We start from the raw sequence: 12,767 nt of genomic DNA, 5'->3' as shown, positions 1-12,767 counted from the left end.
GTGTTAGGCATTTTTACTATTTATTTTTGTGTAGCATTAAATTCTTTTTCATTTGCAGGTACTTTTATTTCACCTTTTACTATTTTTTCTTTTATACCATTTACATATTCTAATACGTCTTTTGGTATTAACTTAGATTCAACTATGCCAACTCCATCTTCTTTAAGTCCGTATACTTTTTCTGATCCACCTTTTAATTTACCTTCAACTAATTCTTTTACTGTGTCATATACACCAACATTAACTTTCTTTAATGCTGAAGTTAGCATATTTTCTGGAGCTAAGTTACTTTGGTCTCTATCTACACCTATTGCAAATTTATTTTGTTCTTTTGCAGACTCTATAGCACCTAATCCTGTACCACCCGCTGCAGGAAGTATTATATCTACATTACTATTGTACATTTGATTAGCTATTGATTTTCCTTTAGCTGCATCACCAAAAGTACCAGCATATTGAACTTTTACTTCTGCATCTTTATTAGATTCTTTTATACCAGCTTTAAATCCATATTCAAATCTAGATATAACTGGATTTTTCATTCCACCTATAAATCCTATATTATTAGTTTTAGTCATTTTACCTGCTATAAGACCAGCTAAATATGTAGCTTCATTTTCTCTAAATAATATTGGTGTTACATTTGATGGTATTTCATCGTATGTTTCATCTATTATAGCAAAGCTTTGGTCTGGATAGTTTTCAGCTTCTTTTTTAATATCGTCTTTCATAGTGTTTCCTACACCTATGATTAAATCCATATCTTGATCAGCAAGACTTTCTAAATTAGTTATGTATTCAGATGCTTGTTTTGATTCTATTACTTTTACTTCTATACCTAATTCTTTTTCAGCTTTTTGTAGACCTTCATAAGCAGATTGGTTAAATGATTCATCATTTATACCTCCAACATCTGTTACCATACCTACTTTTATAGCTTTGCTTGATTCTTTTTTAGAATCTCCGTTACCACATCCAACTAACATAGCCGATGATACTACAACTGCTGTTCCTAATGATAATAATTTTTTAAATTTCATATTCTTCCTCCTGGCGTCTTAAGTATTTCATATATGTCTATATATTGCATAATATTTTCAATTTATATTCTATATATTTACTTTTTTAACTATTTATCTATTAATTAACATTGTTTTCTGAATATTGTATACATTTTAATTGTAAAATATAGTATCGAGGTAAAGATTAATAATCTTACACCTCGATACTATAATTATTATATTTATTTTTTTATTCCCACTCTATTGTTCCTGGTGGTTTTGAAGTTATATCATAAACTACTCTATTTGCTCCATCAACTTCATTTACTATTCTATTAGATATTTTTTCTAATACGTCATAAGGCATTTTATACCAGTCTGAAGTCATTCCGTCAGAAGATGTTACCGCCCTTATACCTACTAAGTAAGCATAAGTTCTTTCATCTCCCATAACTCCAACTGTTTTTACATCTGGTAAAGTAGCGAATGCTTGCCATATTTCTTTATATAATCCATGTTCTCTTAATATATCCATGTATATAGCGTCTGCTTCTCTTAATATATCACATTTTTCTTTAGTTACTTCACCTATAACTCTTATTCCAAGTCCTGGTCCTGGAAATGGATGTCTAAATATTAAGTCTTCATCTATACCTAATTCTAAACCTATTTTTCTAACCTCATCTTTAAATAATTCTCTTAAAGGTTCTACTATTTGGAATTCTATATCTTCAGGTATTCCACCAACATTATGGTGAGATTTAATAGTTGCAGCTTCTCCATGTCCACTTTCAACTACATCTGGATATATAGTTCCTTGAACTAAGAAGTCCATTTTTCCAAGTTTATTTGATTCTTCTTCAAATACTCTTATAAACTCTTCACCTATTATTTTTCTCTTAGCTTCTGGCTCTGTTACACCTTTTAACTTACCTAAGAATCTATCTTCACAGTTAACTCTTATTAAGTTCATGTCAAACTTATCTCTAAATATTCTTTCTACATCGTTACCTTCATTTTTTCTAAGTAAACCATGGTCAACGAATACACAAGTTAAGTTATCTCCTATCGCTTTGTGAACAAGTACTGCTGCTACTGATGAGTCAACCCCACCACTTAAAGCACATAGTACTTTCTTATCTCCGATTCTTTCTTTTAATTCTTTTATCTTATCATTTATAAATGAATCTGTAGTCCAATCTCCACTTACTTCACAAACATTGTATAAGAAGTTTCTAAGTACTTTATCTCCTTCTTGGCAATGCTCAACTTCTGGATGGAATTGTACTCCATATAATTTCTTTTCTATACATTCCATAGCTGCAACTGGACAATCTTTAGTTTGAGCTATTGATTTGAAACCTTCTGGAAGCTTGTCTATTAAATCAGTATGACTCATCCATACTATATTTGTAGATATACCGTCAAATATAGCTGATTCACTGTAAGTTATTTCTGTTTTCCCGTATTCTTTTTCACTAGTGTTTCCTTTTCTTACGTTACCACCAAGTATATGAGACATTACTTGTATACCATAGCATATACCAAGTATAGGTACTCCTATTTCAAATATCTCTTTAGCTATTTTTGGTGAATTTTCTAAGTAAGCACTGTTAGGTCCACCTGTAAATATTATACCTTTAGGATTCATTGCTTTTATTTTTTCTATATCTGTAGTATAAGGTATTATTTCACAATATACGTTATTTTCCCTAACTCTTCTTGCTATTAATTGATTATATTGACCTCCGAAGTCAACAACAAGTACTAATTCATGCTTCATATTATATCTCCCCTTGCATACTGTAGTTTGGTGCTTCTTTACTTATTGTTATATCATGTGGATGACTTTCTTTTAAAGATGCTGCTGTTATCTTAACAAACGCTGCATTTTCTGCTAAATCTTCTAATGTAGGTGCTCCACAATATCCCATACCAGCTCTTATACCACCTATCATTTGGTATATTATATCTTCCGCTTTTCCTTTATATGCTACCATTCCTTCAACACCTTCTGGAACTAATTTCTTAGCATCATTTTGGAAGTATCTATCCTTAGATCCTTTTTCCATAGCTCCAATTGAACCCATACCTCTGTAAGTCTTGTATGATCTACCTCTATAAAGAACTGTTTCTCCTGGACTTTCTTCTGTTCCTGCAAATAATGAACCCATCATACATACTGATGCTCCACCTGCTAATGCTTTAACTATATCTCCAGAGAATTTAATTCCTCCGTCAGCTATTACTGGCACTCCATATTTCTTACCAACTTCTGCACAATCCATTACAGCTGTTAATTGAGGTACACCTATCCCTGCTACAACTCTTGTAGTACATATTGAACCAGGTCCTATACCAACTTTTACACAGTCTGCTCCAGCTTTTATTAAATCTTCTGTTGCTTCTGGTGTAGCTACATTTCCTGCTATAACTTGAAGCTGTGGATGAGCTTCTTTAACTCTTCTTACTGCATCCATTACACCAAAAGAGTGACCATGTGCACTATCTAAAACTATTACGTCAACATTAGCTTTAACTAAAGCATCTACTCTATCTATAAGGTCTGCACTTATCCCTACTGCTGCTCCACATAATAATCTTCCACGAGAGTCTTTAGCTGAATTTGGATATTGTATTTTCTTTTCTATATCTTTTATAGTTATTAAACCTTTTAAGTGACCTTCATCATCTACTATAGGTAATTTTTCTATTTTATGCTTTTTAAGTATTTGTTGAGCCTCAGCTAAATCCACTCCTTCTTTAGCAGTAACTAAGTTTTCCTTAGTCATAGCATCTTCTATACTTTTAGTCATATCGTCTTCAAATTTTATATCTCTATTAGTTATTATTCCTATTAATTTATTATCTTCATCTACTATAGGCACCCCTGATATTTTATATCTTGCCATTATATCATCAGCATCTTGTATAGTATGATTTTTTGATAAGTAGAAAGGATCTACTATTACTCCACTTTCACTTCTTTTTACTTTATCTACTTCTAGTGCTTGTTCTTCTATAGACATATTTTTGTGTATTATCCCTATACCACCTTGTCTAGCCATTGATATAGCCATTTTAGATTCTGTAACAGTATCCATACCTGCACTCATTAGAGGAATATTTAATTTTATCGTTTTAGTTAAGTAAGTCTCTATACTAACGTCCTTAGGTAGTACTTCAGATTTTTGTGGAACTAATAAAACATCATCAAATGTTAAACCTTCTTTTAATATAGTTGCCATAGTAGTTCTCCCTTCTCTTATTTATATATTTTATCCGAATTTTAAATATATATTTTTTTATTTTGTTCGTCTTAAATTAAGATACAAAAAAACCTGTATATTAACTTCTATTCTTATTCTCATAAAAGTGAAATTACTATACAGGTTTCCAAAATATCTGCACTTATAGCTAACCTATAGGGATATACAATCAGCCTACAAATTTACTTGATCTAGATATTCTGCTATAATAATTTCACTCATAGTCGAGATATTTACGGTATCTCGGTAGAAACTCTCAGACCATATTTCCGAGTATATACGAGTGACATATTGTTATTTAGTTATAAACATATAATTTCTTTTAGTGACTACTAATTTATCAAAATTTATAAGTTATGTCAATAATTTTACGTCAAATTTTTCATTTATAATACAGTTTATTTTATATATCAATTGATGAAATGGTATTCCTGTGTTTTTGCTAATCTTTTTACAGTCTTCATACTCAGGTGTTGCCTTAATTAGCTTATCCTTGTAATAGCCCAGTTTGATATTAATTTCACCGTATATTGTGTCCATTTTAATAAATTTTCTCTTTAGTATCTCTCTATTATATTTATGATATCTTACTCCAAATGTACTAGTTTCTGTAATTAAAATTTCTACAAATTTCTCCAAATCATCTTCTTCACATAATATAGTAATTTTATTTGCTGGTCTATTTTTTTTCATATATATACTTTCTGTATAAATATCTAATGCTCCAGCCTCTAAAATTTTATCGTAAAGGTATGAGTAAATTTCTTGTGACATATCGTCAATGTTCGTGTTTATTTCATAAATTACTTCTTGTTTTTTTTTACACCTATAACAGTTCTTAATATATTTGGTAGTTCAAATTTTTTATGTCCAATTCCATAACCAATTTGCTTTACTTCAAATTCTAATATATCTACAAACTCATCACATAAGGTTTTTATTATAGCTGCTCCTGTTGGAGTGCTACATTCACCCTTAACTGTATTTAATTTAATTGGTACTTCTTTTAATATTTCCATTGTAGCTGGTGCTGGTACTGGCATTATTCCGTGGTCACATTTTACAAATCCTGACCCTACTGGGACAGAAGTTGAACATATTTTATCTATACATAATAAATCTATTAATATGGATGTACCTACTATATCTATAATTGAATCTATTGCTCCAACTTCATGAAAATGTACTTTATCTATAGTAGTTCCATGAACTTTAGCTTCAGCTTCTCCTATAATCATAAATATCTTCTTAGCCATGTTTTTTACATTTTCATTTAATGTACTTTCATCTATAATCTCAAATATATCTACTAAATGTCTATGTGCATTGGTTTCCTTCGCTATAACTTCTACATTAGTTCCTACTATTCCACTCTCATTTTTAGAAGTTATATTTAACTCACATTCATTATATATACTAAGTTTTTTTAACTCTTCTAAAAATAACTCTGTCGGGACTCCCAAATTTAATAAACTTGCTAATGTCATATCCCCTGAAATTCCATTTACTATATCAAAATAAAGTATTCTTTCTTCCATTTTTTTCTCCTTGAACTTAACTATTTTAATTTGTTTATCATAGATGCCAAGTATCCAGCACCGAAACCATTATCTATATTAACTACTGATATGCCTGATGCACAACTATTTAGCATAGTAAGTAGAGCTGATAGTCCTCCAAAATTAGCTCCGTAACCTACAGATGTAGGAACAGCTATAACAGGAACATCAACAAGTCCTCCGACTACACTTGGTAAGGCACCTTCCATTCCTGCAACAGCTATAACTACTCTCGCTTCATCTAATATGTGCTTTTTATTAAAAAGCCTATGTATGCCTGCTACCCCTACATCATAAACTCTTTCCACTTCATTCCCAAGAAATTTTGCTGTATAATAGGCTTCATCGGAAACTGGTATATCCGAAGTTCCACCACTTACTACTACGATCTTACCTTTTCCTTTATGTAAAATTTCATGATTCTGTATTTTTAATATCTTAGATAACTCTTCATACTCTGCATTTTTATAAATCACTTTTACTTTCTCAAAAGTTTCTTTTCTACATCTAGTCCCAAGTATATTAGAACCTTTCTCGTTCATTTTTTCTATTATGCCTAGTATATGTTCATCACTTTTCCCCTCGCAGTATATAACTTCCGGGTATCCATTTCTTATCTCTCTATGGTGGTCTATATTTGCATATCCTAAATCTTCATATGGTAAATCTTTAAGCTTACCTAAAGCATCGTCTATATCTAACTCATTATTTTTTACATTTTGAAGTAACTCTCTCAAATCCATATTTTTACCTCTTTATAATTGACTTTAATAATAATAATTTTAACATATTTTAGCATTACTATTGCGATTAATAGATATATTTTATAATTTTGAGCAACGGACGCAGTCGTTGGCGACATGAGCGAAGCGAATTTTTGGATTATAAAAGGAGTAACAATAGTTACTCCTTCTAATATATGCATTATTAAATTACATCATTCCTGGCATACCGCCACCCATTCCTGGAATAGGCTCATCTTTTGATGGAAGATCAGCAACAGCAGCTTCTGTAGTTAAGAATACCCCTGCTATTGACGCAGCATTTTGTAGAGCTGTTCTAGTAACCTTAGTAGGGTCAACTATACCAGCTTCTATCATATTTACATATTTTTCGTTTAAAGCATCAAATCCTATTTCTGGGTCTTCACTCATAACTTTTTGTATTATTACAGCTCCTTCAAGACCTGCATTTTTAGCTATTTGTCTTAATGGTTCTTCTAAAGATTTTCTTATTATTTTTGCTCCAATTTTTACTTCACCATCAAGCTCTTCAACTAATTTATCTAATGCTGGTATAACACTTACATATGCAGTACCTCCACCAGCTACCATTCCTTCTTCAACACCTGCTCTTGTAGCATTAAGTGCATCTTCTATTCTTAATTTTTTTTCTTTCATTTCAACTTCTGTAGCAGCACCAACCTTTACAACAGCAACTCCACCAGCAAGTTTAGCTAATCTTTCCATTAACTTTTCTTTATCAAATTCTGAAGTAGTTTGTTCTACCTGATTCTTTATTTGATTAACTCTATTTTGTATAGCAGCTTTATCACCGTATCCATCAACTATAGTAGTAGATTCTTTTCCTACTTTAACAGAAGATGCTCTACCTAACATAGTTACGTCTGCTTCTTTTAATTCATATCCTAATTCTTCAGATATTACTTTACCGCCTGTAAGTGTAGCTATATCTTCAAGCATAGCTTTTCTTCTATCTCCGAATCCTGGAGCTTTAACAGCTACAACTTCAAATGTTCCTCTTAATTTATTAACTACTAATGTAGATAAAGCTTCTCCATCTACATCTTCAGCTATTATTAATAATTTTTTACCTTGTTGAACTATTTGTTCAAGAACTGGTAATATTTCTTGTATATTAGATATTTTTTTATCTGTTATTAATATATATGGATCATTTAAAACAGCTTCCATTTTATCTACATCTGTTACCATGTATGCAGAAACAAATCCTCTATCAAATTGCATTCCTTCAACTGTTTCTAGTTCAGTATGCATAGTTTTTGATTCTTCAACTGTTATAACTCCATCTCTTCCTACTACTTCCATGGCCTCTGCTATTAACTTACCTACTTCTTCATCTCCAGCAGATATAGAAGCTATTTGAGATATAGATTCTTTAGTTTCTATAGTTCTTGATTGAGATTTTAATTCAGCAACAGCAACATCAACTGCTTTTTGCATCCCTTTTCTTATAAGTACTGGATTAGCACCAGCTGTTACATTTTTTAGCCCTTCTCTTATTATAGCTTGAGCAAGTACTGTAGCAGTTGTAGTTCCATCCCCTGCAACATCATTAGTCTTAGTTGCAACTTCCTTAACTAATTGTGCTCCCATATTTTCAAATCTATCTTCTAACTCTATTTCTTTAGCTATTGTAACACCATCATTTGTTATTAGAGGTGCACCAAATTTTTTATCTAATATTACATTTCTTCCTTTAGGTCCTAATGTAACTTTTACTGTATCTGCCAATTTATTTACACCAGCTTCTAAAGCTTTTCTTGAATCTTGAGCAAATTTAATTTCTTTAGCCATTTTAACCCCTCCTAATAAAATTATTCTATTACAGCTAATATGTCGCTTTGTCTTAATATTGTGTATTCTTTACCTTCTATCTTAACTTCTGTACCTGCATATTTTGTAAATATTACTTTATCATTTACTTTTAATTCCATAACTATTTCTTTTCCATCAACAATACCACCTGGTCCAACTTCTACAACTTCAGCCATTTGAGGTTGTTCCTTAGCTGCACCTGGTAAAACTATTCCACTTGCAGTTTTTTCTTCTGCTTCTATTTTCTTTATAACTACTCTATCAGCTAATGGTCTTATTTTCATAATCTTTACCTCCTAGTGATTTATTTGTATTATTAAAGGAATCTTAAATTCCATACTATCATTTTCTTATGTATATTATAGTAAAAAATAAATACTATAATAATCCTTTATCACTCTAAACAATAGAGTGCTAACAATTATTATAGTATATTAATTGCCACTAAGTTTCAACCATTTTTTATATCACATATAAAATTTTTATAATATAGGCGAAAATAACCTAGATATTGATTCCTTAGCCTTTATAATTATATTTCTATTCTCAAAATCACTTTCATCCAGTTCTTCACTATTTTTCATATCTTCAATGAAGTCTTTAGTCATTACCTCTATAACATCCTTATCATATATAAATGCATTTATTTCAAAGTTAAGCATAAAACTTCTTAAATCCATATTAGCAGATCCAGTAGACGATATCTTATCATCTATTATTACTATCTTAGAGTGTATAAATCCTTTAGTGTATAAATAAACTTTACCTCCAGATTTTAATACGTCTGAAAAGTATGAATATGATGCGCTATTCACCATTTTATGGTCCGCTATTTTTGGGAATATAATTCTTACATCTACACCACTAAGTGCAGCACTTTTAAGAGCTCTTAGTATACTTTCATCCGGGATAAAGTACGGAGTTTCTATATATATATTCTTTTTGGCTTGGCATATTGCAGAAAAATATGCATAGTGTATAGCTTCCCAATCACTATCTGGTCCACTTGCTACTACCTGAACCATACTATCACCGCAATAGCTCATTTTAGGGAAGTATTTTTTTATTAATATAATTTCTTTAGTAGTATAGTACCAGTCTATTAGAAATGTCATTTGAAGTAAATATACTGATGTTCCTTCTATTCTTATATGAGTATCTCTCCAGTATCCAAATTTTTTATTTTTACCTATATACTCATCACCAATATTAATACCACCTGTATATCCTACTTTTCCGTCTATAACTACTATTTTTCTATGATTTCTATAATTTAACTTACTTCCTATTATAGGAAACTTAGCTGGTAAAAATGGCATTATATCAATTCCGTGCTTTTTCATTTCATTGAAAAACTTTCTATGGAACCAAAATCTCCAACATCCAACATCGTCATATAGAATTCTTATTTTTACCCCTTCTTTAGCCTTCTCTATTAATAAATCCCTTATCTTTCTACCTATTTCACTATCTTTTATTATAAAGTACTCTAAATGTATATGATCCTTAGCTGATTTAATATCTTTTATAAGATTTTCAAATTTTTGATTTCCATCTATATAAACATCTATCTTATTGTTAGTTGTAAATGGAAACATACCTGTATTTAATAGTAAACTTATTACTCTCTTTTTTGAATAATCCGCTAGTTCATCCTCTAATAAACTTCTTTCCTTTATTGAGTCTTGCTCTAACTTTACTAGCTCTTGTATTTCTTCTAGGTTTTCAAATAATTTTTCTTCTTTTATGTCATTTGCTAACTTTTGCGTTTTAAATATTTTTATTTTTCTTATATTTCTGCCAAATATTGCATATATTAATAACCCTACTCCTGGAAGTAGTAAAAATATTAATAACCATGTTACAGTTCTAGCAGGGTCCCTATTCTCAAGTATAATAACCATTGAAATTGCTGCACTAGCTAAATATGATATAATCAAATAACCTAAAAATAAAATACCTATAACACTCATGTTTCATCCCTCTTCTAGTTACCTTCCTATTCCAAGCTCCCTTGCATAATAGAATAAATATTGTTGTGCATATCCAGATAGATCTTTAAATTTATCAATCGCATATTTTCTTATTTTAGGCAAACTCATGTCTTCTTCTACATAGAATTCTTGCATAACCCTTTTAACCCAAACGTCAACAGGGAAAGTATCTATTTTAGTCATACCAAATAATGCTATACAATCTGCTACCTTTGGACCTACTCCGTTAAACTTAGTTAATTCTTTTATACATTCATCTGTGCTTAAGCTTGTATATTCAGATACATTTTCATTATTTTCTACCACTCTTTCAGTAGTGCTTTTTATATACTTATCTCTAAAACCAGTTTGACACGCTCTTATTTCTTCTTGTGTTGCTTTATTTAACTCTTCTGGCGTTGGGAATGCATAATAATCCTTACCATTATAGTTCCCTATGTATTTTCCAAAATTCCTAGATAAATTTTCTATAGCTTTTTGTATCATAGGAATTCTATTATTAGAAGAAATAATAAATGAAATAAGCATTTCCCATCCATCTTGTCTAAGTATTCTTATTCCCCATCCAAACTCACAAGCTTTATCTAAATATTCATCCATATTTTTCAAATTATTTTTTATATCTGTGTAATTTGTTCCTAAATCAAAGTAATTATACCAAATGTTATTAAAATCCTCTAAATTAGTGTTATTTAAATAAATTTTATCGTTTTCTCTTAATACATTTATTACTTTCCCTTTAGCAACTCCTGTATAAGATCCATTTTCTTCTTTGTGCCATCTAAAGCATTGCCCACATTCAAATATATGCTTCGGATCAAAATCTGCTACTCCCTCTAATATTACTGAATTATCTTTTTCATAAACATTCATTATTTTTGCTCCTTTATATCTATGTAATAATTGTTAATACTATTAATTTACCCTATTTTCGTGTAAATTAAATAAACTATTTTTGTATATACAAATATAATTTTAAAAGTCTAGAGTAGAATTTAAAATATTTTTTTGATAAAATACATAAGACATTATTTTTAGAGGGTGATTTTAAATGAATAGTAGAGGTATATTTATTGCAATAGAAGGTCCTATAGGAGTAGGTAAAACTACACTTGCAACTATACTTAATGACCATTTTGGTTATACTCTTTTAAGGGAAATAGTTGAAGAAAATCCTTTTTTATCAAAATTTTATACAGATATTAAAGAATATGCTTTACAAACAGAAGCATTTTTTCTATTTAATAGATTAAAACAATTAAGTGATATAGAAAAAGATGTATTAAAAAAATCTCAAGGCGTAGTTAGTGATTACCACATTATAAAAAATCTTATATTTGCAGGAATAACTCTTGATAAAATGGAGTTTCATAGGTATAAGCAAATGTATAATATTTTCGTTAACGATTTACCTCAACCAGATATAATAATATATTTAAATTCAGATACGGATGTTTTAATGAAAAGAATTGCTATGAGAGATAGAAGTTTCGAAAGACAAATGGCTAGAGATTATATAAATGAACTAAGATTAGAGTATAAATATTATTTCGATCCATTATCTATAAAACATAACTTTATGGGTAAAGAACCTCTTATAATAGAAGTTGATAACTCAAATTTAGATTTCTTAAACAACGATAAGGATAGAAACTCTATAATAAATAAAGTTGAAGAAGCAATAAAGACCTTAGGAGGACAAGCGTAATGTTTAAATTAGTAAACCAGTGTAATAAGCCTTTAAACAGAGACTTATTTATAACAGTAGCAGGAAATGTTGGTGCGGGAAAGTCAACTTTAACAAAATTAGTTGGTGAAAGATTAGGATTTGAAACTCACTACGAAAAAGTTGATGGAAATCCATATTTAGAAGATTTTTATTTAGATCAAGAAAAATGGGGATTCCACTTACAACTATACTTCCTTGCTCAAAGATTTAAGCAACAAAAAGAAATAGATAGTAACGGGTTAAATAATATACAAGATAGAAGTATATATGAAGATGTAGAAATATTCGCTAGAAACTTATTTGATAACTCAAAAATGAGCAAAAGAGATTATATAACTTACAGAGATTTATTCAATGATATGGTTCCTTATTTAAGAAGACCGGACTTAATGATATACTTAAATGGTTCTATAGATACTATAGTTGATAGAATAAGCCTTAGAGGACGTGAAATGGAAAAGTCTGTCGACATAGAATATTGGAAAAATCTTCACAATAGATACGAAAGATGGATAGGAGAATATGATCAATCTCCAGTTTTATATGTAAATATAAATGAAGTTGATTTAATAAAAAATCCAGAACATCTTGATTTATTATGTGATGAAATAAAAAAAGTTTTAGGAATGTAGTTTA

General features: G+C 29.9%; 10 protein-coding genes, 1 pseudogene and 1 riboswitch. Of the genes and pseudogenes, 2 read left to right on the top strand and 9 right to left on the bottom strand.

Features of this window, described 5'->3' with window-relative positions:
* Positions 1–20: 20 nt before the first annotated feature.
* From BN899_RS16390 to BN899_RS16340, 9 genes and pseudogenes are all read right to left on the bottom strand, one after another.
* Entirely contained in the window at positions 21–1,040 is a 1,020-nt protein-coding gene (locus BN899_RS16390; protein WP_042277702.1) for a BMP family lipoprotein, read from the bottom strand.
* A gap of 211 nt (positions 1,041–1,251) precedes the next feature.
* Positions 1,252–2,784, bottom strand: a complete 1,533-nt coding sequence (guaA, locus tag BN899_RS16385) for a glutamine-hydrolyzing GMP synthase (RefSeq protein ID WP_042277700.1) — start codon at positions 2,782–2,784, stop codon at positions 1,252–1,254.
* 1 nt (position 2,785) lies between these two features.
* Positions 2,786–4,249: an IMP dehydrogenase gene (gene guaB / locus BN899_RS16380; protein ID WP_042277698.1), complete on the bottom strand. Its 1,464-nt coding sequence runs from the start codon at positions 4,247–4,249 to the stop codon at positions 2,786–2,788.
* A 222-nt stretch (positions 4,250–4,471) separates the two neighbouring features.
* A riboswitch (purine riboswitch) is annotated at positions 4,472–4,573 on the bottom strand.
* Between the two features lie 51 nt (positions 4,574–4,624).
* A pseudogene (gene larC, locus BN899_RS19950) lies at positions 4,625–5,757 on the bottom strand (nickel pincer cofactor biosynthesis protein LarC).
* A gap of 71 nt (positions 5,758–5,828) precedes the next feature.
* Complete coding sequence (gene larB, locus BN899_RS16365) at positions 5,829–6,572, bottom strand: nickel pincer cofactor biosynthesis protein LarB (RefSeq protein WP_042277690.1); 744 nt, start codon at positions 6,570–6,572, stop codon at positions 5,829–5,831.
* A gap of 189 nt (positions 6,573–6,761) precedes the next feature.
* A complete protein-coding gene (gene groL, locus BN899_RS16355; RefSeq protein ID WP_042277683.1) occupies positions 6,762–8,387 on the bottom strand; it encodes a chaperonin GroEL in 1,626 nt (541 codons plus the stop codon).
* A gap of 20 nt (positions 8,388–8,407) precedes the next feature.
* Entirely contained in the window at positions 8,408–8,692 is a 285-nt protein-coding gene (locus BN899_RS16350) for a co-chaperone GroES (protein ID WP_042277681.1), read from the bottom strand.
* A gap of 198 nt (positions 8,693–8,890) precedes the next feature.
* Positions 8,891–10,381 carry a cardiolipin synthase gene (gene cls, locus BN899_RS16345; RefSeq protein ID WP_042277679.1) on the bottom strand — a complete coding sequence of 497 codons (1,491 nt, stop codon included), beginning with the start codon at positions 10,379–10,381 and terminating at the stop codon, positions 8,891–8,893.
* Positions 10,382–10,399: 18 nt separating this feature from the next.
* Entirely contained in the window at positions 10,400–11,275 is an 876-nt protein-coding gene (locus BN899_RS16340; protein ID WP_042277676.1) for a DNA-3-methyladenine glycosylase family protein, read from the bottom strand.
* A 178-nt stretch (positions 11,276–11,453) separates the two neighbouring features.
* Here BN899_RS16340 and BN899_RS16335 point away from each other — a divergent pair, with 178 nt between their 5' ends.
* Together BN899_RS16335 and BN899_RS16330 are read left to right on the top strand one after the other, a co-directional pair.
* Positions 11,454–12,110, top strand: a complete 657-nt coding sequence (locus tag BN899_RS16335; protein WP_042277674.1) for a deoxynucleoside kinase — start codon at positions 11,454–11,456, stop codon at positions 12,108–12,110.
* Complete coding sequence (locus BN899_RS16330) at positions 12,110–12,763, top strand: deoxynucleoside kinase (protein ID WP_042277672.1); 654 nt, start codon at positions 12,110–12,112, stop codon at positions 12,761–12,763. The genes BN899_RS16335 and BN899_RS16330 overlap by 1 nt, the downstream gene beginning before the upstream one ends.
* Positions 12,764–12,767 lie beyond the last annotated feature (4 nt).

Source organism: Faecalimicrobium dakarense (assembly GCF_000499525.1).
Lineage (GTDB): Bacteria > Bacillota > Clostridia > Peptostreptococcales > Peptostreptococcaceae > Faecalimicrobium > Faecalimicrobium dakarense.
The sequence above is the reverse complement of the archived record's forward strand: the minus strand, read 5'-3'. Positions and strand labels throughout refer to the sequence as shown.

Coding starts and splice junctions, on each gene's coding strand:
- BN899_RS16390 (WP_042277702.1), bottom strand. CDS start 1,040: ATGAAATTTAAAAAATTATTATCATTAGGAACAGCAGTTGTAGTATCA.
- guaA (WP_042277700.1), bottom strand. CDS start 2,784: ATGAAGCATGAATTAGTACTTGTTGTTGACTTCGGAGGTCAATATAAT.
- guaB (WP_042277698.1), bottom strand. CDS start 4,249: ATGGCAACTATATTAAAAGAAGGTTTAACATTTGATGATGTTTTATTA.
- larB (WP_042277690.1), bottom strand. CDS start 6,572: ATGGATTTGAGAGAGTTACTTCAAAATGTAAAAAATAATGAGTTAGAT.
- groL (WP_042277683.1), bottom strand. CDS start 8,387: ATGGCTAAAGAAATTAAATTTGCTCAAGATTCAAGAAAAGCTTTAGAA.
- BN899_RS16350 (WP_042277681.1), bottom strand. CDS start 8,692: ATGAAAATAAGACCATTAGCTGATAGAGTAGTTATAAAGAAAATAGAA.
- cls (WP_042277679.1), bottom strand. CDS start 10,381: ATGAGTGTTATAGGTATTTTATTTTTAGGTTATTTGATTATATCATAT.
- BN899_RS16340 (WP_042277676.1), bottom strand. CDS start 11,275: ATGAATGTTTATGAAAAAGATAATTCAGTAATATTAGAGGGAGTAGCA.
- BN899_RS16335 (WP_042277674.1), top strand. CDS start 11,454: ATGAATAGTAGAGGTATATTTATTGCAATAGAAGGTCCTATAGGAGTA.
- BN899_RS16330 (WP_042277672.1), top strand. CDS start 12,110: ATGTTTAAATTAGTAAACCAGTGTAATAAGCCTTTAAACAGAGACTTA.